The organism is Escherichia sp. E4742 (assembly GCF_005843885.1).
In the GTDB taxonomy this organism is placed as follows: Bacteria; Pseudomonadota; Gammaproteobacteria; order Enterobacterales; family Enterobacteriaceae; genus Escherichia.
On sequence record NZ_CP040443.1, the window covers coordinates 1,639,350 to 1,665,964 of the forward strand.

Sequence of the window (26,615 nt, forward strand, 5' to 3'; positions counted from 1 at the left end):
CTACACCCTCTGCTTCAACGCCACCAGCAGGTGACAAAACTCGTCCGGATGTGAAATAAACGGCGCATGCGCCGCTTTGGCGAAGATGTATGACTCGCTGTGCGGCCAGAGTTTATCCAGCATCGGCACCACTTTGCGCGGCACCAGACCGTCGAGATAGCCATACAATCGCAAAAACGGCATGGGTACGTTTTGCAGCGGCTGACGGAGATCGACCGTTTTCAGAATTTCCAGCCCACCATTAAGCACGTCAACCTCCGGCATCGGTAACGCCAGAATGGTTTTCTTCAGCGCTCGCGCATCCTGGCGTGCCGTTTCTGTACCCATGGTTTGTAACGCAAGGAACCGTTCTACTGTGCGCTGAAAATCTTCACTCAGTTGCTGCTGGAAACCTGCCAGCACGTCCGGTTTTATCCCCGGCCAGCCGTCACGAGCGCTGAAACACGGTGACGATGCCACGGTAACCAACGCCTGAACACGCTCGGGATGGGTTAACGCAATCTGGCTTGCCACCAGTCCACCCAGACTCCAGCCCAGCCAGATGGCCTTATCCGGTGCCTGTCGCAGCACGACTTCGGTCATCTCAGCAAGCGACATCGCACCAAATCCCTGGCTGCGCCCGAAGCCGGGCAGGTCAACAAGGTGCAGCGTAAAATGCGAGCTAAGTTCCTCGTCAATGCAACGCCACACTTCGGCATTCAGTCCCCACCCGTGCAGTAGCACAAGATGAACATTCCCCTGACCTTTGGTCTGCCACCAGATGTTATTCATCCGCTATTGTTCTCTTTTTACTTACAAGGATGAACATATGCTAACAGTACCGGGATTATGCTGGCTATGCCGAATGCCGCTGGCGCTAGGTCATTGGGGGATTTGTTCGGTCTGTTCACGCGCCGCCCGTACAGATAAAACGTTATGCCCACAATGTGGATTACCCGCCACACACTCCCATCTTCCCTGCGGCCGCTGCCTGCAAAAACCGCCGCCCTGGCAAAGACTAGTCACGGTCGCCAACTATGCGCCGCCATTAAGTCCGCTTATCCACCAGCTTAAGTTTTCCCGGCGCAGCGAAATCGCCAGCGCCCTGGCACGTCTGTTACTATTGGAAATCTTACACGCCCGTCGGACTACCGGATTACAACTGCCGGATCGCATCATCAGCGTTCCGTTATGGCAGCGGCGTCACTGGCGTCGGGGATTTAATCAGAGCGATTTGCTGTGTCAGCCGTTATCACGCTGGTTGCACTGCCAGTGGGATAGCGAAGCCGTCGCACGAACACGGGCCACCGCTATCCAGCATTTTCTCAGTGCCCGGCTGCGCAAGCGCAACCTGAAAAATGCTTTTCGCCTTGAATTGCCTGTGCAAGGTCGCCATATGGTGATTGTGGATGATGTCGTTACCACCGGAAGTACCGTCGCAGAGATTGCGCAGCTGCTTTTACGCAATGGTGCGGCGACAGTCCAGGTCTGGTGCCTTTGTCGAACCTTGTAGAGCCTCGATGATGGGCGTATTATAACCAACTAAAATAGTCAACTATTAGGCCATTACTATGATCCGTATTTCCGATGCTGCACAAGCGCACTTTGCCAAACTGCTGGCAAACCAGGAAGAAGGGACACAAATCCGCGTATTTGTGATTAACCCTGGCACGCCTAACGCTGAATGTGGCGTTTCTTATTGTCCGCCGGACGCTGTGGAAGCCACCGACACCGCCCTGAAATTTGACCTGCTGACTGCGTATGTTGATGAGTTGAGCGCGCCATACCTGGAAGATGCTGAGATCGACTTTGTTACCGACCAGTTGGGTTCCCAGTTAACGCTGAAAGCCCCGAACGCCAAAATGCGTAAAGTGGCTGACGATGCGCCGCTGATGGAGCGTGTGGAGTATATGCTGCAATCGCAGATCAACCCGCAACTTGCCGGTCACGGTGGTCGCGTTTCGCTGATGGAAATCACCGAAGACGGTTACGCCATTCTGCAATTCGGCGGCGGCTGTAACGGTTGTTCTATGGTCGATGTGACGCTGAAAGAAGGGATCGAGAAGCAGCTGCTGAACGAATTCCCGGAGCTGAAAGGTGTACGCGATCTCACCGAACACCAGCGCGGCGAGCACTCTTACTACTAAGTTACCCTCTCTTTTGTAGATTGCCCGATGCGACGCTAAAGCGTCTTATCGGGCCGTCTGCCAGGCATTGGATCTACATTGACTCGGCAAATCCATCCCTTCGTTTCCCCGCGATAATATGACCAACCTCTCATAATTTAAATTTACCCCGCTCTGGTGATTCTCAAGCACACAATGTTACCCGTATCATTTACATGGGCACCAAACACACTCATAACATCTGACTACACTAATTAGTTTTAGAAGTCGTCAGCCATGGTGCTGTTATATCTCTGTTCCCAGTTGGGACGATCAGAATTTATCGTCAGAAGCCTGACGTTACCCATAACAAATGAAAGGCCAGGTAAATCATGCCATTAGTCATTGTTGCTATCGGTGTAATCTTGTTATTACTCCTGATGATCCGCTTCAAAATGAACGGTTTCATTGCTCTCGTCCTGGTGGCGCTTGCTGTTGGATTAATGCAAGGTATGCCACTGGATAAAGTTATTGGCTCTATCAAAGCCGGTGTCGGCGGTACGCTCGGCAGCCTTGCCCTGATCATGGGTTTTGGCGCGATGCTGGGCAAAATGCTGGCAGACTGCGGTGGTGCACAACGTATCGCCACCACGCTGATTGCCAAATTTGGTAAAAAGCACATCCAGTGGGCAGTGGTACTGACCGGTTTCACCGTTGGTTTTGCCCTGTTCTATGAAGTGGGTTTCGTACTGATGCTGCCTCTGGTGTTCACTATCGCTGCAGCGGCGAATATTCCACTGTTGTACGTTGGTGTACCGATGGCTGCTGCGCTGTCTGTTACTCACGGTTTCCTGCCGCCGCATCCGGGTCCGACCGCGATTGCCACCATCTTCCAGGCCGATATGGGTAAAACCCTGCTGTACGGCACCATTCTGGCAATCCCGACCGTGATTCTTGCTGGTCCGGTTTACGCTCGCGTGCTGAAAGGTATCGATAAGCCAATTCCGGAAGGTCTGTACAGCGCGAAAACCTTCAGCGAAGAAGAGATGCCGAGCTTTGGCGTCAGCGTCTGGACTTCTCTGGTGCCAGTTGTGCTGATGGCGATGCGTGCGATTGCCGAAATGATCCTGCCGAAAGGTCACGCTTTCCTGCCGGTGGCGGAGTTCCTCGGTGACCCGGTAATGGCAACGCTGATAGCTGTGCTGATTGCGATGTTCACTTTTGGTCTGAACCGTGGCCGTTCAATGGATCAGATTAACGACACGCTGGTTTCTTCCATCAAAATCATTGCGATGATGCTGTTGATCATCGGCGGTGGCGGTGCGTTCAAGCAGGTGCTGGTAGACAGCGGCGTGGACAAATACATTGCTTCCATGATGCACGAAACCAACATTTCTCCGCTGCTGATGGCCTGGTCGATTGCTGCCGTACTGCGTATCGCGCTGGGTTCCGCAACCGTTGCGGCAATCACTGCGGGTGGTATCGCTGCGCCGCTGATTGCAACGACAGGCGTTAGCCCGGAGCTGATGGTTATTGCGGTTGGTTCCGGTAGTGTGATTTTCTCTCACGTGAACGATCCGGGCTTCTGGCTGTTCAAAGAGTACTTTAACCTGACTATCGGCGAGACCATCAAATCCTGGTCGATGTTGGAAACCATTATCTCAGTGTGTGGTCTGGTAGGCTGCCTGCTGCTGAATATGGTGATTTGATAATACTGATGGCCGGATGCGGCGTGAATGCCTTATCCGGCTGCTCTAATTAGTAGGCCGGATAAGACGCGTCAAGCGTCGCATCCGGCATCAACCGCACTCTACTTCTTCTTCGCTGCCGCCCTGCGCCGCTTGTCCAGATCCTTCAGCAACTTGTTCACCCCATCATCGGCAAACATCGTCTCAAGCGTTGCGGAAAGCTTGCGTCGCCAGTTTTTGTACTGGTAGCTGGTTCCAGGAATATTTACCGGTTCGGCCATATCCAGCCAGTCTTCCGGCTGTAGCCCTAACAGGGCGCTGTTGCTGTCGGCAATATAGCGCTGCAAACCACGATTAAGCGTCGGCGTCATCGCCATCAGCGATGCCTTATGCCCGGCACGTTTAGGCAGACAACCGTATTTATGCAGTGCATCCAGCAGCCCCTGCTTCGCCAGTTCGCGATCCTGATACAAACCGCGTAGCACCTCTTCATCCGGATACAGGCCCAGCGTTTTGCCCAGCGTTAAATCACCGCTCTCCCAGTAACCGCGAAGCGTTGGCAGGTCGTGTGTCGCCGCAACTGCCATCGACTGCTCCGGGTACGCTTTCGGCGCGCGGAATGTCTTCTCGTGGTCGCTTTCGAAATAGAGCACTTTATAGGAGTAAACACCGCTACTGTGCAGCTTACCGACAATCTCTACCGGCACCGTGCCAAGATCTTCGCCAATCACCATGCAGCGATGGCGTTTACTTTCCAGCGCCAGAATAGCGAGCAGATCATCCACCGGATAATGAACATATGCCCCCTGATCCGCCGTCTCGCCATACGGTATCCACCACAAACGCAGCATCGACATTACATGGTCGATACGTAGCGCGCCGCAGTTTTGCATGTTCGCGCGCAGCAGCTCGATAAACGGTTCATAGGCGCGCGCGGTGATGATATGCGGGTCCATCGGCGGCAAGCCCCAGTTCTGCCCCAGCGGGCCGAGGATATCCGGCGGCGCGCCAACCGACGCTTTCAGGCAATACAGTTCACGGTCGCACCAGGTTTCAGCTCCGCCTTCCGCTACGCCAACTGCCAGGTCACGATACAAGCCAATCGGCATTTCATAGCCCTGGCTTATCTCCCAGCAGGCGGCAAACTGGCTGTAAGCCAGCCACTGCAACCAGAGATAAAAATCGACGTCATCGCGATGTTCTTCGCAGAACTGACGCACTTCTGGCGAATCCACGTTCTGATACATCTCAGGCCATGCTGGCCAGCCCCAGCGCATTTCGTCTTCTTTCACTTGCTGGGCATGTAGCGCATCAAAGGCTGCCTGCCAAAACAGGCTGTCGCCTTGCTCTGAAACAAACTGGCGAAACGCGGTCATCTGCTCATCATCACGTTGCGCGAAACCTTTCCACGCCATGCGCAATGCTGTCATTTTTAGGGCGGTAACCGTGGAGTAATCTACCCAGTCGGCATCCCGCGCCTGTTGCAGCGTCTGCTGCGTCGTCGGCATGTGCCACCAGGTTTGCGCCTCTTCGCTAAGCTGAAAATCTTCAACGGCGTTGACGTCGATATAAATCACGTTCAGCCAGCGGCGAGAAGACGGGCTATATGGGCTGGCGCTTTCCGGGTTTGCCGGATAGAGCGCATGAATCGGGTTCAGACCGATGAACGACCCGCCACGTTTTGCTACATCCACCAGCATCGCTTTGAGATCGCCAAAATCCCCAATACCCCAGTTTTTTTCCGATCGCAGCGTATAAAGCTGAACGCAGGCCCCCCACAGCTTTTGCTTGTTGAGCAATGCCTGCGGTTCGTAGCAGCGTTTCGGGGCGACAATCACCCGACAATGAGCACGCTGTTCATCCTGGGTGAGTGTCAGCGTGTGATAACCTTCCGGCAGCTTCGTCGGTAGATTGAACGCGTTACCACCGCTCACGTGGCCTTTGTACTGCGTACCTTCTTCGGTGGTCAGCAACCAGCTAAATTCGCCGCTGCCCTCTACCGCCATTGGCATTTTTTTCCCGGCGGTATACACCATGACATTTGGCACTGGTGTTACCGCCACTTTCGTGGCGGCACTTTGATGCATCGCATCAAGCAAACGCCGTTTGGTTTCGGCGCTAATCGACTGCGGTTTTCCGTGGGCATTGATGTAATTGGGGCTGATCCCCGCCGCCAACGCGGCTTTATCCAGACGTTTGCTTTCCATCGCGCTTCCTTAGCGTTTTGCCTGCCAGATACGAGCCTGATAATCACGGATTGAGCGATCCGAGCTGAACATACCGCAGCGAGCGGTATTGAGGATCGCCGCGCGAGTCCAGGCTTCCTGGTCGCGGTACAGCACATCCACGCGTTTTTGCGCTTCAACATAAGCCGCAAAGTCCGCCATTACCAGATACGGATCGCCGCCCTGCTTACCGAGGCTATGCAGCATCTGGTCAAACGCGTGTTTATCGCCATCGCTATATTTGCCGCTTTCCAGCTCCTTCAATACCGCATCAAGGACCTTATCTTTCTTCCGCCATTTCACCGGGTCATAGCCCTTCGCTTTCAGCGCCTTAACCTGCTCCACGGTATGACCAAAGATAAAGATATTCTCTTCACCGACTTTCTCGGCGATCTCCACGTTTGCGCCATCCAGTGTGCCTACAGTGAGCGCACCGTTAAGCGCCAGTTTCATATTGCCAGTACCAGAAGCTTCTTTACCTGCGGTGGAGATCTGTTCGGAGATATCCGCCGCCGGGATCAGCATTTCCGCAGCAGATACACAATAATCTGGCAGGAATACAACCTTCAGCTTGTCGCCCACCTGCGGATCGTTGTTGATCACGTCAGCCACTTTGTTGATCGCAAAGATAATATTCTTCGCCAGGTAGTAGCCCGGTGCCGCTTTCGCGCCGAAGAGGAAGACGCGCGGTACGCGGTCAGCCTGCGGGTTTTCACGAATTTCTTTGTACAACGCCAGAATATGCAGCAGATTCAGGTGCTGGCGTTTGTACTCGTGCAGGCGTTTGATCTGAATATCGAAAATCGCCTGAGGATTGATTTCAATACCGGTACGAACTTTCACAAACTCCGCCAGACGGACTTTATTCGCCTGTTTGATCTCGCGATATTGCTGACGGAATTTCGCGTCATCAGCGAATTTTTCCAGATTAATCAGTTGATCAAGATCGTTAGCCCACTCTTTTTTCAGTGATTTATCCAACAATGCTGCCAGTGCCGGGTTGCACTGTTTGATCCAGCGACGTGGCGTAATACCGTTGGTGACGTTATGGAATTTTTTCGGCCATAGCTGGTGATATTCCGGGAACAAGTCTTTCACCACCAGATCCGAGTGCAGCGCCGCCACACCGTTCACCGCAAAGCCGCTTACCACACAAATATTGGCCATGCGAACTTGTTTGTCATGCACCACCGCCAGCTTTGCCCACACCGCTTTATCGCCCGGCCAGGTTTTTTCCACCAGTTTCTTAAAGCGATTGTTGATTTCATTGATTATCTGCATATGGCGCGGCAGCAGGGCTTTTACCAGTTTCTCATCCCAGCACTCCAGAGCTTCTGGCATTAGGGTATGGTTGGTATACGCAAAGGTATTGCTGGTGATTGCCCATGCGTCATCCCAGCTCATCTGGTGCTCATCGATTAGCACACGAAGCAGCTCCGGAATAGCGATAGTCGGGTGGGTATCGTTCAGCTGAATAACTTCGTAATCCGCCAGTTCGTGCAGTTTACGCCCCGCCAGATGGTGACGACGCAGAATGTCGGCAACCGAACAGGCACACTGGAAATATTGCTGCATCAGACGCAGTTTTTTACCGGCAGTATGGTTGTCGTTTGGATAGAGAACTTTAGTCAGTTTTTCAGCGTCAATGCCCTGTTGTTCAGCACGCAGGAAATCGCCGTCGTTGAATTTGGTGAGGTTAAACGGATGCGCATGTGTCGCTTGCCATAAACGCAGCGGCTGCGCCACACCATTTCGGTAGCCCAACACAGGTAAATCCCACGCCTGGCCGGTAATGGTAAATGCGGGCTCCCAACGTCCGTCTTTCGTGACCTTGCCACCAATCCCAACCTGCACGTCAAGCGCTTCATTATGGCTGAACCACGGATAGTTACCGCGATGCCAGTCATCTGGCGCTTCCATTTGTTGACCGTCAACAAATGACTGACGGAACAGACCATATTGATAGTTCAGACCATAGCCTGTTGCAGACTGTCCGACGGTCGCCATTGAGTCGAGGAAACATGCCGCCAGACGGCCCAGACCGCCGTTGCCCAGCGCCGGGTCAGTCTCTTCTTCCAGCAAATCTGTCAGATTGATGTCATAAGACTTCAGCGAATCCTGAACAGCCTGATACCAACCGAGATTTAACAGGTTGTTCCCCGTCAGACGACCAATCAAAAACTCCATTGAGATGTAGTTGACATGGCGCTGATTCGTCGTCGATTTGGCAAAAGGCTGGGCGCGCAGCATTTCCGCCAGCGCTTCACTCACTGCCTGCCACCACTGGCGAGGGGTCATCTCAGCTGCCGAAGTTAAACCATAACGCTGCCATTGACGTGACAGGGCTTCCTGAAATTGCTTTTCATTAAAAATGGGTTGTGACATAGGAGTTCCAGTTTTCTTAGACATTAAACACAACGTTATCGTTAGTTTGCCAGGCTCCATGTTGACCTTCCTCATCCTACTGGGGATTAGGCGGGGAGGAGTGACGGGGATGAGCAAGAAAATGTGATCGCGAACACTTAAAGGTAGTGCAATCAACTGCAAAAGCACTGGCCCAGTGCCAAAGGGCGCAAAAAACCGACTATTAACAGTAAGAAAGGGCCGTTGCGTATTATCAAAAAGCGGAAAGTCACTCTATAAATTAAGTAAAGCAGCGAAATAGTTTCAGCAATGAAATACTAATCGTGATTCATCTCATTCTTAATAGATTTATTAAGATCATCTTTTTAGATAGACCTTTCATCATGAATTAAGGAAGCATCATTGCTTTAATAACGCTTTTGAACCACGAGAAAACACCATAAGATCCAGTATCTACGCTGAATCAGCGTAGTTTTTAGGTGAACCATTAATAAAGGTTTTGAATTGTGACAGAGTGCAAATTCAGACACATAAAAAACCGTCATCGCTTGCATTGCACAGATTTCTGGCCGACCTTATAACCATTAATTACGAAGCGCAAAAAAAATAATATTTCCTCAATTTCCACAGTGAAGTGATTAACTATGCTGATTCCGTCAAAATTAAGTCGTCCGGTTCGACTCGACCATACCGTGGTTCGTGAGCGCCTGCTGGCTAAACTTTCCGGCGCGAACAACTTCAGGCTGGTGCTGATCACAAGTCCTGCGGGCTACGGAAAGACAACGCTCATATCCCAATGGGCGGCAGGCAAAAACGATTTGGGCTGGTACTCGCTGGATGACGGCGATAACCAGCAAGAACGTTTCGCCAGCTACCTGATTGCCGCAATTCAACAGGCCACCAACGGGCATTGCCCCGCCAGTGAAGTGATGGCGCAAAAGCGGCAATATGCCAGTCTATCCTCACTTTTTGCCCAACTGTTTATCGAACTGGCAGAGTGGCACCAGCCGCTCTACCTGGTTATTGACGATTATCATCTGATCACTAACCCAGTGATTCACGAGTCAATGCGCTTCTTTATTCGTCATCAACCGGAAAATCTAACCCTGGTGGTTTTGTCGCGCAATCTTCCGCAACTGGGTATTGCCAATTTGCGTGTACGTGACCAACTGCTGGAAATTGGCAGCCAGCAACTGGCGTTTACCCACCAGGAAGCCAAGCAGTTTTTTGATTGCCGTCTGTCTTCGCCCATTGAAGCCGCTGAAAGTAGCCGGATTTGCGATGACGTATCTGGTTGGGCAACGGCTTTACAATTAATCGCCCTCTCCGTCCGACAGAATACCCACTCTGCGCACAAATCCGCACGTCGCCTGGCGGGCATTAATGCCAGCCATCTTACTGATTATCTGGTCGATGAAGTGTTGGATAACGTTGATCTGGCGACGCGCCATTTTCTACTGAAAAGTGCCATTTTACGCTCGATGAACGATGCGCTAATCACCCGCGTGACCGGTGAAGACAACGGGCAAATGCGCCTCGAAGAAATTGAGCGTCAGGGACTGTTTTTGCAACGGATGGATGATACCGGCGAGTGGTTCTGCTATCACCCGTTGTTTGGCAACTTCCTGCGCCAGCGCTGCCAGTGGGAACTGGCGGCGGAACTGCCGGAAATTCACCGTGCTGCCGCAGAAAGCTGGATGGCGCAAGGTTTTCCCAGCGAAGCTATTCATCATGCGCTGGCGGCAGGCGACGCTTTGATGTTGCGTGATATTCTGCTGAATCACGCCTGGAGTTTGTTCAACCACAGCGAACTGTCGCTGCTGGAAGAGTCGCTTAAAGCCCTGCCGTGGGACAGCCTGCTGGAAAATCCACAACTGGTGTTATTGCAAGCCTGGTTGATGCAAAGCCAACATCGCTATGGCGAAGTGAACACCCTGCTGGCGCGTGCCGAGCATGAGATCAAGGATATCAGGGAAGGTACCATGCACGCAGAATTTAACGCTCTGCGCGCTCAGGTGGCTATTAACGACGGCAATCCGGATGAAGCCGAGCGGCTGGCAAAACTGGCGCTGGAAGAACTGCCTCCGGGCTGGTTCTACAGTCGCATTGTCGCAACCTCCGTACTCGGCGAAGTGTTGCACTGCAAAGGCGAATTGACCCGTTCACTGGCGTTAATGCAGCAAACCGAACAAATGGCGCGTCAGCACGATGTCTGGCACTACGCTTTGTGGAGTCTGATTCAGCAAAGTGAAATTCTGTTTGCCCAAGGGTTCCTGCAAACTGCATGGGAAACACAGGAAAAAGCGTTCCAGTTGATAAACGAGCAGCATCTGGAACAGTTGCCGATGCATGAGTTTCTGGTGCGCATCCGTGCACAGCTGCTATGGGCCTGGGCGCGACTGGATGAAGCCGAAGCGTCGGCGCGTAGCGGGATTGAAGTCTTGTCGTCTTATCAGCCGCAGCAACAGCTTCAGTGCCTGGCAATGTTGATTCAATGCTCGTTGGCCCGTGGCGATTTAGATAATGCCCGTAGCCAGCTAAACCGTCTGGAAAACCTGCTGGGGAATGGCAAATATCACAGCGACTGGATCTCTAACGCCAACAAAGTTCGCGTAATTTACTGGCAGATGACCGGCGATAAAGCGGCTGCCGCCAACTGGCTGCGCCATACTGCGAAGCCGGAATTTGCCAATAACCACTTCCTGCAAGGTCAATGGCGTAACATCGCCCGTGCGCAAATCTTGTTGGGCGAGTTTGAACCTGCGGAAATAGTCCTCGAAGAACTGAACGAAAACGCCCGCAGTCTGCGGTTAATGAGCGACCTCAACCGTAACCTGCTTTTACTCAATCAGTTGTACTGGCAAGCCGGGCGTAAAAGCGACGCCCAGCGTGTGTTGCTGGATGCATTAAAACTGGCGAATCGCACCGGATTTATCAGCCATTTTGTTATTGAAGGCGAAGCGATGGCGCAGCAGTTACGTCAGCTGATTCAGCTCAATACGCTGCCGGAACTGGAACAGCACCGCGCGCAGCGTATTCTGCGGGAAATCAATCAACATCATCGACATAAATTCGCCCATTTCGATGAGAGTTTCGTTGAACGTCTGCTAAATCATCCGGAAGTACCAGAACTGATCCGTACCAGTCCGCTGACCCAACGCGAATGGCAGGTACTGGGGCTGATTTACTCCGGTTACAGCAACGAACAAATTGCGGGTGAACTGGAAGTGGCGGCGACCACCATCAAGACGCATATCCGTAATCTGTACCAAAAACTCGGTGTCGCCCACCGTCAGGCTGCCGTACAGCATGCACAGAAACTGTTGAAGATGATGGGGTATGGAGTGTGAGTTTAGCCGGATAACGCGTCGGATCCGGCTTACATCTTTACATCATTCAACGCTAACCCGCGTTACGCCATCTGTTTTTATCAGACTAAACTGCACCGGCAAGAAACGCTCCACCACGGTGATATTGGTCAGCAGATGGCATGAGGGATGGGCGACCGTAAACTCTCCCGCGCCCGCCAGCGCCATCGGCAACACTAGCTGGTCAGCGAGATATTCCCCCACCGCCGCCGGGCTTGCCAGGTAACGTTTCACCTCTTTCACCAACTGCGCGGCTACCACTTCGGCACTGACACGTTTTTCACCAACGGCAAAAAAGCGCTCGGTAATGTGTTCACTAACGACCTCAAGCGAGACGGTATTACCCGGCCCCTGCTCGCGCGGCAATGACTGAATAGACTGCTCATGCAGAGAAAAACTTGCTGCCAGCGTAGCGATTTCACGCTCACCAACATGGCGCGGCACGCCAGCTAATAACACCTCACCACGCAGTCGCATAATGTTCCCGCGCTCGCCAAGTTGCAAAGTGTTAAACGATGCCACGGGCAAGACTTCCGTTGCCACTACACCGCCTCCGGCGGGGTAAAAACCGTGGCGTAATAGTGTGGTTTGCTGATGAACTCCTATTTTCGCCAGCAGCGGCTCCAGCACCCGGCGGATAAAATCCGCAGGCGGCGCCGACGGGTTATCGGTGCCTCCGCTCACTTCAACACGCGATGGCCCATCGGCAAACCACAGCGCGGGCAGCACCGTTTGCAGCACCAGCGTACAACTTCCGGCGCTACCGATAGCAAAGCGGTAATCGCCACCGCGCACGGTGCCGGGCCGGAAGACCAGACGCTGCGACCCCAGTTCCGCGCCTTCTACCGTTGCCCCGCAAATTTCCATCGCCGCCTTTACCGCGGTCAGATGCTGGCGCAACAGCCCCGGTTTCGCCCGCCCGGCACGAATGCCGGTGATGGTAAATGGCTTGCCGGTTATCATCGACAGACTCAGCGCCGAGCGCAGGATCTGCCCGCCCCCTTCTCCCTGTGCACCATCCAGCGCAATCATCCTTTTCATCACTTATCCTTTTACGCACACTACCTGACGCAGGGTGTAAACCACTTCCACCAAATCGCTTTGTGCCGCCATCACCGCATCAATATCTTTATACGCCATCGGAATTTCGTCGATTACTTCGGCATCTTTACGGCATTCCACATGAGCGGTGGCACGAATCTGATCTTCCACGCTAAACAGTTTTTTCGCTTTGGTACGGCTCATCACGCGTCCGGCACCGTGGCTGCATGAGCAAAATGACTCTTCATTTCCCAGTCCTCGGACGATAAAGCTTTTCGCCCCCATCGAACCGGGAATAATTCCATACTGCCCGGCACGTGCAGACACCGCGCCTTTACGCGTCACATAGATCTCTTCGCCAAAGTGTTGTTCTTTTTGCACATAGTTGTGGTGACAGTTGATCTCTTCCTTCGCCTGAGTTTGCGGCAGTCTTACCGTTTTCTGCGTAATGCTCTGCAACGCCGTTACCACGTTTTCCATCATCGCATCGCGGTTGAGGCTGGCAAAAAGCTGCGCCCAGGCCACGGCTTTCAGGTAATCATCAAAGTATTCCGTACCTTCCATAAAGTACGCCAGATCACGCGACGGCAACGTTTCAAGCTGGTCCTGCATCTCTTTTTGCGCCAGATCGATAAAGTAAGTCCCGATGGCATTACCAATTCCGCGTGAACCGGAGTGCAGCATAATCCACACCTGATCCGACTCATCAAGGCAGATTTCAATAAAGTGGTTACCCGTTCCCAGCGTTCCCAGGTGTTTGTAATTATTGGTGTTCAGGAAACGCGGATATTTTTGCGTTAACCACTGATAACCGGCTTCCAGCTCGGCCCATTTAGCGTCGACGTTAACAGGAGGATTTTCCCATGCGCCTTTATCACGACGGCTACGATTATTGGAACGCCCGTGCGGCACGGCAGTTTCAATCGCCTGACGCAGCTCCGCCAGGTTTTCAGGCAGGTCCGCTGCCGTTAACGCGGTACGTAGCGCGTTCATTCCGCAGCCGATATCCACACCCACCGCCGCCGGAATAATCGCCCCTTTGGTCGGGATCACGCTACCAATGGTGGAACCTTTACCCAGGTGTACATCAGGCATTACCGCAATATGTTTGAAAATAAACGGCATCTTCGCCGTATTAATAAGTTGCTGACGCGCATCGACTTCTACCGGTACGCCTTTGGTCCACATTTTTACCGGGGCATTTTCAGTGGTCAGTAATTCGTAATTCATTATGTTTTTCTCTTTTCGTTGTTTGCTGTCCTGATAATTGCAACCGTCGTGCCAGAAAATTAAATCAGCGGATTAAATTTATAATTGATTGTTTTTATTTAATTAAAAGTACAAAGTCCGTAAACGGAGATTTTCTATAAAGTCACTTAACCGATAATGAAATATCGTCTTTTATAAGGATATCTAAGATGCGTAAAACAGTGGCTTTTGGCTTTGTCGGAACCGTACTGGATTATGCCGGGCGCGGTAGCCAACGCTGGTCAAAATGGCGCCCGACGCTCTGTTTATGCCAGCAAGAATCGTTGGTCATCGATCGGCTGGAATTGTTACACGACGCCCGCTCGCGCTCGCTATTTGAAACGCTTAAGCGCGATATCACCAGCGTTTCGCCAGAAACAGAAGTAGTGGGCGTTGAGATTGAACTGCATAACCCGTGGGATTTCGAAGAGGTTTACGCCTGCCTGCATGATTTCGCCCGGCATTACGCTTTTCAACCTGATAAAGAAGACTATTTAATTCACATCACCACCGGCACGCACGTGGCACAGATTTGCTGGTTTCTGTTGGCAGAAGCGCGTTATCTACCCGCCCGGCTGGCGCAGACCTCGCCTCCGCGCAAAAAAGAGCAGCCCGATAGTCCAGGCGCGGTGACGATTATCGATCTCGATTTAAGCCGTTATAACGCCATCGCCAGCCGCTTTGCCGAGGAACGCCAGCAAACGCTTGATTTTCTTAAGTCCGGCATTGCCACGCGTAACCCCCACTTCAACAGCATGATTGAGCAGATCGAAAAAGTGGCGATCAAATCCCGCGCACCGATCCTGCTTAACGGCCCGACCGGCGCAGGTAAGTCGTTTCTGGCGCGACGCATCTTCGAGTTAAAACAGGCACGGCATCAGTTTAGCGGCGCGTTTGTAGAAGTGAACTGCGCCACCCTGCGCGGCGATACCGCAATGTCTGCGCTGTTTGGTCATGTGAAAGGCGCGTTTACCGGGGCGCGGGAATCGCGGGAAGGTTTATTACGCAGCGCCAACGGCGGTATGTTGTTTCTCGATGAGATCGGCGAACTGGGCGCAGACGAACAGGCAATGCTGCTGAAAGCCATTGAAGAGAAAACCTTTTACCCGTTTGGCAGCGATCGCCAGGTGAGTAGCGATTTTCAGCTTATCGCCGGAACGGTGCGCGATTTGCGCCAGTTGGTTGCCGAAGGCAAATTTCGCGAAGACCTGTACGCGCGGATCAATCTCTGGACCTTCACCCTGCCGGGGCTGCGCCAGCGTAAGGAAGATATTGAACCTAACCTGGATTATGAAGTGGAGCGCCACGCCTCACTCACCGGCGACAGCGTGCGCTTTAACACCGAAGCGCGGCGCGCCTGGCTGGCTTTTGCGACATCGCCTCAGGCGACATGGCGCGGTAATTTTCGCGAACTTTCTGCCAGCGTTACGCGCATGGCGACATTTGCCGATAGCGGACGTATCACTCTTAAAGCCGTAGAAGATGAGATTAACCGTCTGCGCTATAACTGGCAGGAAAGTCATCCTTCGGCACTTACGCACCTGTTGGGCGCAGAGGCGGAAAACATTGATCTCTTCGACCGGATGCAACTGGAAAACGTCATTGCCGTTTGTCGCCAGGCGAAATCACTTTCCACCGCTGGTCGTCAGCTTTTTGACATTTCGCGCCAGGGCAAAGCCAGCGTCAACGACGCGGATCGGCTACGCAAATACCTGGCGCGTTTTGGTCTGACCTGGGAATCTTTGCAGGATCAGCACAGCTCCAGTTGAATATGGTGGTCCGTCAGCACCTGCATCACGCCCGCAGGAGGCATGGTGTCGGTGTAGACGGCATCGACCATGCTGATGCTGCCCATATTGACCATTGCGTTACGGCCAAATTTCGAGTGGTCGACAACCAGCATGACGTGGCGCGAGTTCTCAATAATGGCGCGTTTGGTGCGAACTTCGTGGTAATCGAACTCCAGCAGCGAGCCGTCGCTGTCAATACCGCTGATCCCGAGAATGCCAAAGTCCAGACGGAACTGGGAGATAAAATCGAGCGTTGCTTCACCGATTATCCCGCCATCGCGGCTGCGTAATTCGCCACCGGCGAGAATGATGCGAAAATCGTCTTTCACCATCAGCGTGTTAGCGACATTGAGATTGTTGGTGACAATGCGCAAATTGCTGTGATTAAGCAGCGCGTGCGCCACCGCTTCCGGCGTGGTGCCAATATCGATAAACAGCGTCGAGCCGTTGGGGATTTGCTCCGCCACTTTACGGGCGATGCGCTCTTTTTCTTCGGTCTGGGTGGCTTTACGATCGTGCCACGGCGTGTTAACCGAACTGGAAGGCAGCGCCGCACCGCCATGATGGCGCAGGATCAGGTTTTGCTCTGCCAGTTCGTTGAGGTCGCGACGAATAGTCTGCGGGCTGACGGAGAAGTGCTCCACCAGTTCCTCGGTGCTGACATAACCCTGCTGTTTAACCAGTTCGATAATACCGTTGTGACGTTGTGTTTGTTTCATTTATAAATCCCTGGAATTATTTTCGTTTTCGCGCATTGAGCGAATCAACAAAAGCCATCGCTAAACCCACGGCTAACCCGGCGATGTGTGCTCCGTTCGCCATCGACATCCCAAACAAATCAAACCATCCGGCGACAATCCAGATCAGCGCAAAGATAATTAACCCACGTTGCAGGTAAATGCCACTTTGCGGATCGCGTTCGCCACGTAGCCAGACGTAGCCCATCAGCGCATACACCACGCCAGAAAGCCCGCCAAACCACGGCCCGCTGAATTTTTGCTGCACATAGCCGCTTAACAGGGCGCTAATTAGCGTAATGACAATTAACTTACCGCTACCGAGACGTTTTTCCACCGCGCCGCCAAGATACCACCACCAGAGCAGGTTAAAGAGGATATGCATTAGTGAGAAGTGCATTAACGCATGGGTGAAGTAGCGCCAGAACTCAAATTTCAGTGTCGGATCAAATGGCCAGGCCAGCCATAACATCACTTCCTGATCGCCGAGAATTTGCATGGCGATAAACACCACCACGCAGGCGATCATCATCACCCAGGTTACCGGGCCAGCACGTTCACGCAAGGTGGCAAAGAAAGGAAAGCGACGATAGTGCAGACCACTACCAGTATGGCCTGACTGCCAGCTGGCGGCGAGATAACGCGGATCTGCCGGGTTTTCGAGAAAACGCGCCAGCTCCGCCCGCACACGTTCGGCCTGGGATTCATCCGCCAGCCAGACATCGCTTTGGTTATGTTGCTGAATCGTGAGGATAACACCCTGCGTCGCCATGTAATCGACAAACGCCTGCGCCACGCGGGGGTTAGCAAAAGAGGTAATCATCAACATTGTTGCTGTCGCTTATTCCACACAAAAGGGGACAGTATAAAGCCTTACGCGCCGTACGCCACCTCTGTGGGAAACTGACGCTGCCAGGCTTCAAAACCGCCATCAATGCTGTAGACCATATCGTAGCCCTGTTGCAACAGATACTGCGCCGCGCCTTTGCTGCTATTACCGTGGTAACACATCACCATTACCGGAGTGTCAAAGTCGTTATCACGCATAAACGCGCCCAGCGTATCGTTGGTCAGATGAAAAGCCTGCGCCGCATGCCCCATTGCGAAACTCTGTGGATCGCGAATATCGACCAGCACCGCCTCTTTTTCCTGCAACTTCTGGTACGCGTCGGCAACGTTAATACATTCGAACTGATCCATGCGTCTCTCTTTCTTTACAAACAAGTGGGCAAATTTACCGCCCAGTTTACGTCGAAGCGGCAGATAAACGCCATAATGTTATACATATCACTCTAAAATGTTTTTTCAATGTTACCTAAAGCGCGATTCTTTGCTAATATGTTCGATAACGAACATTTATGAGCTTTAACGAAAGTGAATGAGGGCAGCATGGAAACCAAAGATCTGATTGTGATAGGTGGCGGCATCAATGGTGCTGGTATCGCGGCAGACGCCGCTGGACGCGGTTTATCCGTGCTGATGCTGGAGGCGCAGGATCTCGCTTGCGCGACCTCCTCCGCCAGTTCAAAACTCATTCACGGTGGCCTGCGCTACCTTGAACACTATGAATTCCGTCTGGTCAGCGAGGCGCTGGCCGAACGTGAAGTGCTACTGAAAATGGCGCCGCATATCGCCTTCCCGATGCGTTTTCGCTTGCCGCATCGTCCGCATCTGCGCCCCGCGTGGATGATTCGGATTGGTCTGTTTATGTACGATCATCTGGGAAAACGCACCAGCCTGCCGGGATCAACCGGTTTGCGTTTTGGCGCAAATTCAGTGTTAAAACCGGAAATTAAGCGCGGATTCGAATATTCCGACTGTTGGGTAGACGACGCCCGTCTGGTACTCGCCAACGCCCAGATGGTGGTACGTAAAGGCGGCGAAGTGCTTACCCGTACTCGCGCCACCTCTGCTCGCCGCGAAAACGGCCTGTGGATTGTGGAAGCGGAAGACATCGATACCGGCAAAAAATATACCTGGCAGGCGCGCGGTCTGGTGAACGCCACCGGCCCGTGGGTGAAACAGTTCTTCGACGACGGGATGCATCTGCCTTCACCTTATGGCATTCGCCTGATCAAAGGCAGCCATATTGTGGTGCCGCGTGTGCATACCCAGAAACAAGCCTACATTCTGCAAAACGAAGATAAACGTATTGTGTTCGTGATCCCGTGGATGGACGAGTTTTCCATCATCGGCACCACCGATGTGGAATACAAAGGCGATCCAAAAGCAGTGAAGATTGAAGAGAGTGAAATCAATTACCTGCTGAATGTGTATAACGCGCACTTTAAAAAGCAGTTAAGCCGTGACGATATTGTCTGGACCTACTCCGGCGTGCGCCCGCTGTGTGATGATGAATCCGATTCGCCGCAGGCCATTACCCGTGATTACACACTTGATATTCATGATGAAAACGGCAAAGCGCCGCTGTTGTCAGTATTTGGCGGCAAGCTGACGACCTACCGCAAACTGGCGGAACACGCGCTGGAAAAACTGACGCCGTATTATCAGGGTATTGGCCCGGCGTGGACGAAAGAGAGCGTGTTACCGGGTGGCGCCATCGAAGGCGACCGCGACGATTATGCCGCCCGCCTGCGCCGCCGTTATCCGTTCCTGACCGAATCTCTGGCACGTCATTACGCGCGCACTTACGGCAGTAACAGCGAGCTGCTGCTCGGCAACGCGGGGGCTATAAGCGACCTCGGGGAAGATTTCGGTCATGAGTTCTACGAGGCGGAGCTAAAATACCTGGTCGATCACGAATGGGTCCGCCGCGCCGACGATGCCCTGTGGCGTCGCACGAAACAAGGTATGTGGCTGAATGCGGAACAACAGTCTCGTGTGAGTCAGTGGTTGGTGGAGTATACGCAGCAGAAATTGTCGCTGGCGTCGTGATTTAACGTAAGCGGGCTAGACTGATGACAAACACAAAAACTGCCTGATGCGCTACGCTTATCAGGCCTACGTGGTTTATGCAATGTATTGAATTTGCATGGTTTTGTAGGCCGGATAATGCGTTCACGCCGCATCCGGCATGAACCAAGCGCACTTTGTCAACAATCTGACCTACTTTTGGATTCAGGGAATTACCGCAAAGCCCACGCCATCATACCCAACGTAACAAAACTAAGACACGTTCCCCACTCACTCCACTTCCGTATCTGGCTTCTATTTTTGCTGCGCCACTGGCAGTAATATCCCAACGCAAAACCAAGCTGCGCGCTTATTGGACCGACAAAGCCGGTCCAGGGCTGGGACCAAAATGGCGAAAAATTCAGGGGTAGCCAGACAACACTCAGAAAGAACTTGCGGATATTTTCCAGCAAAGCTGATTTCTCTGGCGCAATATAAAAAATAATATTCCAGAGAATTAACCAGAAATAGACCGGTGTGAATACCAGCCAGCAGTGAGGTCTGTTTTTTAGTTCCGATGGTGTTCTGCGGGCAAATTGCCAACCGACGTAACACATTGCACAGAAAGCAAGCGTATATTCAGCCAATAACCAAAGTTGTAATTCCAGAAGTGAAATACGCCTGATCATGAGCGGGATAGAGAACAGTATCTCCCCCAGAAAACTCAATGTGATAACACAAGCAGCCAGCGCAACCACCGTCGGCCATATCAATAACGGTACAATAATAAAGCCGAGAAATAGCGGAGAAATATGAAGTCTGATTTTATTCATCTTTATTGGCCTGATGATTCGGGTGATGCGTCATACATCGCGCATAAACACTCATCAATCATCCAGTCGTCTTCCCAGACCTGATATCGCGTACCCTGTTCGGGCTGCTTAAGCGGGTTCTCAATCGCTTGCCGCGCGCGTTCTTTCAGGATGGATTGATTGTTGACGGCCCAGGTATTGATTTGGGCGGTAATAGCTTTATCGTCATCATCCTGCTCAAAGCTACTATTCTGGATATTCTCTTCCCTGTTATGCCACAGTAAACATGCCACTGACACTGTGGGCTGGTAACCGGGTACAGTGATAACGGCATCAAGCAATGGCGCAAGGGCGATATCGGCACGGAAAAACATCTCCAGTATGAACTGTAATTCGACTGCTTCATCGCCAGATACCCAATCAGCCATATACTGGCAGGCAAATCGCTGGAATATCGCCAGTTCATCTGCACGCCAGTTTGCTTTATTAGCAAGATTTATACGGCGTAGAGTAAATACTTCGTGAATATTGTCAAAATACCCCTGCGCAACAAATTCCAGTAAACGCGGCAGAAAATAACGGACTTCATCGCTGTTTTGCGGATCAGGTCCAGGACTACTATTCCAGGCATTGATTAAGGAATACGGGATCGCTCGTAACGATGTATTCCTTAATGCCTTTTGTTCCTGCTTACTCAGGCAATATTCACAACAAACCACAAATTGCTTCGGCACCGGATAACGGCGAAAGGTGTGATAAATCTGCTCAATTAATGCCTGCATGGCGGGACTGGGTTGCATTGTGAATCTCCTTATTCATTACGGTCCATCGTCCACAGCAATTGATAATCAACAAGCGCACAAAGACTTTCGTCAATCAGATAGCCCAACTCCGTGTGTCCACCGCTGGTAAGCGATGGGGAGCATTCAATCACCGCCGCTGCACGTTCTGCCAGCGCGTGACATGTTTGTGCAATCCAGGCGTTAATTTGCTGCGTTATCACTTCGCCATCCGGCTTACGCGAGATAAAAGCGTTACGTAATTCACCGTTTGGGCGCTTGATATACAAAAAATAGGCCAGCGAAACGATAGCCCAATAGCCAGGCGTGTTCAGCGCCTCATCTAATAAGGCCGTTATAGGTAGTCCAGCAAAATGAAACATTACGAGGGCAGATTCAAGATCGGTCAATGTTGGGGTAAGTAATAGATCGTGAATATACTGGCGGGAAAAATCGGTGAGTACATCACGCTCCTCCGACTGCCAGGTGTCCAGGGAAATTGCGCCAATACGTTTCAGGCATAACTCTTCATTTATGGCAGGACTATGACCGTGAGCCAGTAATTCCAGCAGTCTCGGAAGTAGGTAGCGGATTTCATCATTCTGTTGTTCAAAGGGCCTCGCGCTACTGTTCCATTCATATATCATTTCAACGGTTAATTGACGTAATGGTGTTTGCCGTAACGCCTGCGCCATCTCTTCGCTGACACAGCAAGGAACGCAAATATTGAACTGCTGCGGTGCAGGATAAAAATGAAATATCTCCCAGGCATGGGCAATAATATTCTGCATGGCGGGGCTGGGTTGCATAATTACCCCCTCGCCCGCTGGTCGCATGTAAACGGTTGATAAACAAAACGAGCATTCGCCGCGTTCAGACGAATAATGGCGCTACGAGAGAGGGAAAAGCTGGGGCGAATGCAATAATTACAGTCCCGACAGCTTTCTTCTGTGCAATTTTCCACTGTGTAATGACGAGCGTAGAGTTTCAGTTCGGCCTGCTTATCGCGGAAACCGCGTAAGCTGTTATCGTTATGAAATTTCCAGGCTTCTTTAAAGACCTGAAAGATATAGACATCCTCAATCCAGGAATCACATTGTTTAAGCGGGCGCTTTGCTATGATCATCCGCTCATCCGGGTTTAGCATCGCCGTAAAATGAACGGTGAAGTCATTTGTTGTGTTCAGGTCACATTGAACATCGGGTACATCACTGATATAGGGGTCAAATCCAAAGTCAGCACCACAGGCACTAAGACGACTGATCGTAGCGGTATCGAGGTAAAATCCCGGCCATACATTTCTGGACGTTAAGCCAATATTTAATGTGACATTATATCGAAGCAATCCCCCAAGACCGGCAGCACCGGCGAACTTTTCCCCTTCGTCCAGGACCTGGTTTATGAGTTGCTGAACAATGCCTTCATCCCAGTATGCCGATTTGCAGTTGGCAATCGTAATATCCACGCCTGTGAAAGGATCAGTACCGGCGAGGCTTGCAAATAATGTATCAACTAACTTCATTTTTATTACCCGCCTTAATGCAACGTTTTATACATCGGCACATATCCCACGTCTTCCACCAGGCTCTGCCCCTGTGGCGTTAAAAACCATTCGACCAGTTTTTGTGTTTCTGACGTTGTATTTTCTCTCGTCACCATTAATGCATCGACGATATATGGATATTTTCTGTTGCGAATGTTTTCCACCGTGGGTGCAATACCATTAATCGCTAGCAATTTTATATTTTTATCAGTGTTCATTTGCGTGGCGTAATAGCGGAAGGTGTAGCCTATTGCGTTGTTTGTATTACGGTATTCGGCAACGACTTTAATCATGCCTTCCATCACGCTTGCCACTTCTGTTTCCTGCGGCGAGATCATGCGTACATTTTTCATCACCAGTGATTGCATCACCGTCTGACTGCCTGAGTCTTCCGGGCGTTGCCAGGTCTGGATCTCTTGATCATCTCCCCCAACAATACGCCAGTTAGTAATTGCGCCACTGAAGATGTCTCGCACTTGTTGTTCTGTCAGGGAATTAACTGGATTATCTGCATTGACGATAAAAACGAACGCTTCGCGGGCAAAGGGGGTGTATATCAAAGTGATGCCCGATTCCTCTGCACGTTTTTTCTGCCCACCGGAAGGTTGCGCCACGAAAATAATATCAGCATCACCTTTAACAATCCTGTTATATGCATCGGGGGTACGAGAGTTCTCCAGATATTCCCTGGTGTGGAAATCTTCCGGTATAACGCTTAACGCATAAAAGGCAGAAGCATAAATTGGGTACGCTGCTGTGGCACCATCGAGTCGCGGCCAGTTTTGTGTAAACTGAATTTGTGGTTTACCACGCAGTGGCGTCAGTTGATTATTGAGTTTATCGGGTCGCCAGGCCCAGATATCAATATCTTCGCGAACACCGACGCCAGGATTAAGCTGTTTGTATAAATGAGCCTGATAACCAGCGACAAACCCCAGCAGGAGAAGAATAAACAGGAGTGAATTACGGCAACGTAGCCCGAATGTGCCGGTTAAAGGATGTCTTGTCGGCCAGGCGTATCCCAGCACAAAACTGATATGCGCCCCAACGGGAATAATGACCATCCACCAGTACTCACCACCGACTAATGAGACTAACAAAACGCCCAGCCAGGGAAGCATAAGATCTGCCAACCAGCCTGAACCCATCTGGCGAAATTGATAATCTGCCAGATGTAGCATGATTATCCAGCCAACCAGGGTTAATAGTGCGGGTAAGAGAAAAAAGCATTGTCGCCAGACGGCTATTTCTCTGTTTTCTGGTGCGCTATCGCCCGCCCACACTCGACCCGAGAAAAATATCACTATCGCGCCCAGCGCCAGCATAAAAACGTTGAGCAGAAGGTAAATTGTTGGTGTGAGGAGTAGATTACAAAACTCAAGAATAGTGGCAACCCCGGCGCCCAGCATGGCAATAACCGCTGCCAAAAATTGCGTCAGTATGGGAATACCAAAAAAAGTCATTACCAACGAGGTCAAAATCCATTTTCTGTTTTGCATCATTCTGTCCATTCTTTCTGAATGGCGAAATTATACTCCTCCAGTATCCTCGCCCCCGCTGGACACTTTTCCGAAATAAAGGCGAAAAAAACGGGACCTTTTGGCCCCGTTCTATTTTTAGCGAAATTACAATCTCACCGGATCAATATGCCAGATAAGATCGGCGTACTCTTTGATAGTCCGGTCAGAAGAGAAATAGCCCATATTGGCGATGTTCAGCATCGCTTTGGCTGTCCACTCTTCCGGACGCTCGTACAGTTCGTCAACTTTATCCTGACAATCGACATAGCTGCGATAATCCGCCAGCACCTGGTAGTGATCGCCAAAGTTGATCAGCGAATCAACCAGATCGCGGTAGCGACCCGGATCTTCCGGACTGAACACGCCGCTGCCAATTTGCGTCAGCACCTGATGCAACTCTTCATCTTTCTCGTAGTATTCACGCGGTTTGTAGCCCTGACGACGCAGTTCTTCCACTTCTTCCGCAGTGTTACCAAAAATAAAGATATTGTCCGCACCGACATGATCCAGCATCTCGACATTCGCACCGTCCAGCGTACCGATAGTCAACGCACCGTTAAGCGCAAATTTCATGTTACTGGTGCCGGAGGCTTCCGTCCCAGCCAGCGAAATTTGTTCGGAAAGATCGGCTGCCGGAATGATCAGCTGCGCCAGGCTGACGCTGTAGTTCGGGATAAACACCACTTTCAGCTTATCGCCAATCTGTGGATCGTTGTTGATCACTTTCGCTACGTCATTGATCAAATGGATAATGTGCTTCGCCATGTAATAAGCCGAAGCCGCCTTGCCGCCAAAAATATTCACACGTGGAACCCACTTCGCATCTGGATCGGCCTTGATACGGTTATAGCGGGTGATCACGTGCAACACATTCATCAATTGACGTTTGTATTCGTGAATACGTTTGATTTGCACATCAAACAGCGCCTTCGGATTCACCACCACATTCAATTGTTGGGCGATGTACTCCGCCAGACGCTTTTTGTTATCCAGCTTCGCCTGATGAACAGCATGATTGACCATCGGAAAATCACAATGCTGTTGCAACTCGTTTAATTGACTCAGATCGGTACGCCAGTTACGACCGAGGTGTTGATCCAGCACGCCTGAAAGCGACGGATTCGCCACCGCCAGCCAGCGACGCGGAGTCACACCGTTGGTAACGTTGGTGAAACGTCCAGGGAAGATCTTTGCAAAGTCAGCAAACAGCGATTGCACCATCAGATTAGAGTGCAGCTCCGATACGCCGTTAACTTTGTGACTGACCACAACAGCCAGCCAGGCCATCCGCACACGACGCCCATTCGATTCATCAATGATCGACGCCCGTCCCAGCAGGTCGGTATCGTTCGGATACTGCTCCTGCAAGGTTTTCAGGAAGTAGTCGTTGATTTCAAAGATAATCTGCAAATGGCGCGGCAGAATTTTACCCAGCATATCGACCGGCCAGGTTTCCAGCGCCTCGCTCATCAGCGTGTGGTTGGTGTATGAGAAGACCTCGCAGCACACTTCAAAAGCGTCATCCCAGCTAAATTTGTGCTCGTCAATCAGCAGACGCATCAGCTCAGGAATCGACAGTACCGGATGGGTGTCGTTGAGGTGAATCGCGATTTTATCCGCCAGATTATCGTAGGTTTTATGCAACTGATAATGGCGACTTAAAATGTCCTGAATAGTCGAAGATACCAGGAAATATTCCTGGCGCAAACGCAGTTCACGTCCGGAATAAGTGGAGTCATCCGGGTACAGTACGCGGGATACGTTCTCGGAGTGGTTTTTATCTTCCACTGCCGCGAAGTAGTCACCCTGGTTAAATTTACCAAGATTAATTTCGCTACTGGCTTGTGCGCTCCACAGACGCAAAGTGTTGGTCGCGTCAGTATCATAACCGGGGATGATTTGGTCGTAAGCTACGGCCAGAATTTCTTCGGTTTCAATCCAGCGCGTTTTCTTACCTTCTTGCTGAATACGTCCGCCAAAACGCACTTTGTAGCGCGTATTGTGGCGTTTAAATTCCCACGGATTGCCGTACTCCAGCCAGTAGTCCGGAGACTCTTTCTGACTGCCGTTAACGATGTTCTGTTTGAACATACCGTAGTCATAACGGATGCCGTAACCGCGCCCCGGCAACCCTAAAGTCGCCAGCGAATCCAGGAAGCAGGCCGCCAGACGTCCCAGGCCACCGTTACCGAGACCTGGGTCATTTTCTTCATCAATCAACTCTTCGAGATTCAATCCCATCGACTCCAGCGCCCCCTGGACATCGTCATAAATACCTAACGACAGCATGGCGTTGGAGAGAGTACGACCAATCAAAAATTCCATCGACAGGTAGTAAACCTGGCGAGTTTCTTGCGACAGCTGGGCGCGATTCGAGCGTAACCAGCGCTCCACGAGACGATCGCGCACAGCAAATAACGTTGCGTTCAGCCATTCATGTTTATTGGCGACGACCGGGTCCTTTCCAATCGTAAACATCAGCTTATAAGCGATAGAATGCTTAAGAGCTTCTACGCTAAGCGTGGGCGATGAATATGTAAACGGAGCATTCATATAGGCGTTT

General features: G+C 51.6%; 20 protein-coding genes. 6 read left to right on the forward strand and 14 right to left on the reverse strand.

Going from position 1 to position 26,615, the window contains the following annotated elements:
• A complete protein-coding gene (bioH, locus tag FEM44_RS08015) occupies positions 1–771 on the reverse strand; it encodes a pimeloyl-ACP methyl ester esterase BioH (RefSeq protein ID WP_135522499.1) in 771 nt (256 codons plus the stop codon).
• Between the two features lie 37 nt (positions 772–808).
• On the opposite strand from bioH, the gene gntX reads away from it, so the two are divergent.
• The 3 genes from gntX to gntT all read left to right on the forward strand — a co-directional run bounded on the left by gntX (position 809) and on the right by gntT (position 3,793).
• Entirely contained in the window at positions 809–1,492 is a 684-nt protein-coding gene (gntX, locus tag FEM44_RS08020) for a DNA utilization protein GntX (protein WP_135522498.1), read from the forward strand.
• Between the two features lie 58 nt (positions 1,493–1,550).
• Positions 1,551–2,126, forward strand: a complete 576-nt coding sequence (gene nfuA / locus FEM44_RS08025) for a Fe-S biogenesis protein NfuA (RefSeq protein WP_000619389.1) — start codon at positions 1,551–1,553, stop codon at positions 2,124–2,126.
• Between the two features lie 350 nt (positions 2,127–2,476).
• Positions 2,477–3,793, forward strand: coding sequence for a gluconate transporter (gene gntT / locus FEM44_RS08030; protein WP_001131744.1), 1,317 nt, complete (start codon positions 2,477–2,479; stop codon positions 3,791–3,793).
• Between the two features lie 101 nt (positions 3,794–3,894).
• On the opposite strand, the gene malQ is transcribed toward gntT, so the two are convergent.
• Together malQ and malP are read right to left on the reverse strand one after the other, a co-directional pair.
• On the reverse strand, positions 3,895–5,979 hold the full coding sequence (gene malQ / locus FEM44_RS08035) for a 4-alpha-glucanotransferase (protein WP_135522497.1): 2,085 nt from the start codon (positions 5,977–5,979) through the stop codon (positions 3,895–3,897).
• Between the two features lie 9 nt (positions 5,980–5,988).
• Complete coding sequence (gene malP, locus FEM44_RS08040) at positions 5,989–8,382, reverse strand: maltodextrin phosphorylase (protein WP_135522496.1); 2,394 nt, start codon at positions 8,380–8,382, stop codon at positions 5,989–5,991.
• Between the two features lie 623 nt (positions 8,383–9,005).
• Between malP and malT the strand changes: the two genes are divergently transcribed.
• Positions 9,006–11,711, forward strand: coding sequence for an HTH-type transcriptional regulator MalT (gene malT, locus FEM44_RS08045; protein WP_135522495.1), 2,706 nt, complete (start codon positions 9,006–9,008; stop codon positions 11,709–11,711).
• Between the two features lie 42 nt (positions 11,712–11,753).
• Here malT and rtcA read toward each other — a convergent pair whose 3' ends face one another.
• Positions 11,754–12,770, reverse strand: a complete 1,017-nt coding sequence (gene rtcA / locus FEM44_RS08050; RefSeq protein WP_135522494.1) for an RNA 3'-terminal phosphate cyclase — start codon at positions 12,768–12,770, stop codon at positions 11,754–11,756.
• A gap of 3 nt (positions 12,771–12,773) precedes the next feature.
• The gene (rtcB, locus tag FEM44_RS08055; protein ID WP_135522493.1) at positions 12,774–14,000 is read right to left on the reverse strand and encodes an RNA-splicing ligase RtcB; all 1,227 of its coding nucleotides are present in this window, start codon (positions 13,998–14,000) and stop codon (positions 12,774–12,776) included.
• 188 nt (positions 14,001–14,188) lie between these two features.
• On the opposite strand from rtcB, the gene rtcR reads away from it, so the two are divergent.
• Entirely contained in the window at positions 14,189–15,787 is a 1,599-nt protein-coding gene (gene rtcR, locus FEM44_RS08060; RefSeq protein ID WP_135522492.1) for a DNA-binding transcriptional regulator RtcR, read from the forward strand.
• Here rtcR and FEM44_RS08065 read toward each other — a convergent pair.
• From FEM44_RS08065 to glpE, 3 genes are read right to left on the reverse strand one after another with little or no spacing between them, the layout of a single operon-like run.
• On the reverse strand, positions 15,769–16,527 hold the full coding sequence (locus FEM44_RS08065) for a DeoR/GlpR family transcriptional regulator (RefSeq protein WP_138158959.1): 759 nt from the start codon (positions 16,525–16,527) through the stop codon (positions 15,769–15,771). The genes rtcR and FEM44_RS08065 overlap by 19 nt on opposite strands.
• Before the next feature lie 16 nt (positions 16,528–16,543).
• Positions 16,544–17,374 (reverse strand): rhomboid family intramembrane serine protease GlpG, encoded by an 831-nt coding sequence (gene glpG, locus FEM44_RS08070; RefSeq protein WP_135522491.1) that lies wholly within the window; start codon positions 17,372–17,374, stop codon positions 16,544–16,546.
• Between the two features lie 44 nt (positions 17,375–17,418).
• Complete coding sequence (gene glpE / locus FEM44_RS08075) at positions 17,419–17,745, reverse strand: thiosulfate sulfurtransferase GlpE (RefSeq protein WP_064527639.1); 327 nt, start codon at positions 17,743–17,745, stop codon at positions 17,419–17,421.
• Positions 17,746–17,934: 189 nt separating this feature from the next.
• On the opposite strand from glpE, the gene glpD reads away from it, so the two are divergent.
• Positions 17,935–19,440: a glycerol-3-phosphate dehydrogenase gene (gene glpD / locus FEM44_RS08080; RefSeq protein WP_135522490.1), complete on the forward strand. Its 1,506-nt coding sequence runs from the start codon at positions 17,935–17,937 to the stop codon at positions 19,438–19,440.
• A 191-nt stretch (positions 19,441–19,631) separates the two neighbouring features.
• On the opposite strand, the gene FEM44_RS08085 is transcribed toward glpD, so the two are convergent.
• From FEM44_RS08085 to glgP, 6 genes are all read right to left on the reverse strand, one after another.
• Positions 19,632–20,231 (reverse strand): hypothetical protein, encoded by a 600-nt coding sequence (locus FEM44_RS08085; protein ID WP_135522489.1) that lies wholly within the window; start codon positions 20,229–20,231, stop codon positions 19,632–19,634.
• 2 nt (positions 20,232–20,233) lie between these two features.
• A complete protein-coding gene (locus FEM44_RS08090; protein ID WP_135522488.1) occupies positions 20,234–21,010 on the reverse strand; it encodes a hypothetical protein in 777 nt (258 codons plus the stop codon).
• Between the two features lie 11 nt (positions 21,011–21,021).
• On the reverse strand, positions 21,022–21,798 hold the full coding sequence (locus FEM44_RS08095) for a hypothetical protein (protein WP_135522487.1): 777 nt from the start codon (positions 21,796–21,798) through the stop codon (positions 21,022–21,024).
• Positions 21,799–21,800: 2 nt separating this feature from the next.
• Positions 21,801–22,511: a hypothetical protein gene (locus FEM44_RS08100; protein WP_135522486.1), complete on the reverse strand. Its 711-nt coding sequence runs from the start codon at positions 22,509–22,511 to the stop codon at positions 21,801–21,803.
• Positions 22,512–22,525: 14 nt separating this feature from the next.
• Positions 22,526–24,034 (reverse strand): PstS family phosphate ABC transporter substrate-binding protein, encoded by a 1,509-nt coding sequence (locus tag FEM44_RS08105; protein ID WP_135522485.1) that lies wholly within the window; start codon positions 24,032–24,034, stop codon positions 22,526–22,528.
• A 123-nt stretch (positions 24,035–24,157) separates the two neighbouring features.
• The gene (glgP, locus tag FEM44_RS08110; RefSeq protein ID WP_135522484.1) at positions 24,158–26,605 is read right to left on the reverse strand and encodes a glycogen phosphorylase; all 2,448 of its coding nucleotides are present in this window, start codon (positions 26,603–26,605) and stop codon (positions 24,158–24,160) included.
• Positions 26,606–26,615 lie beyond the last annotated feature (10 nt).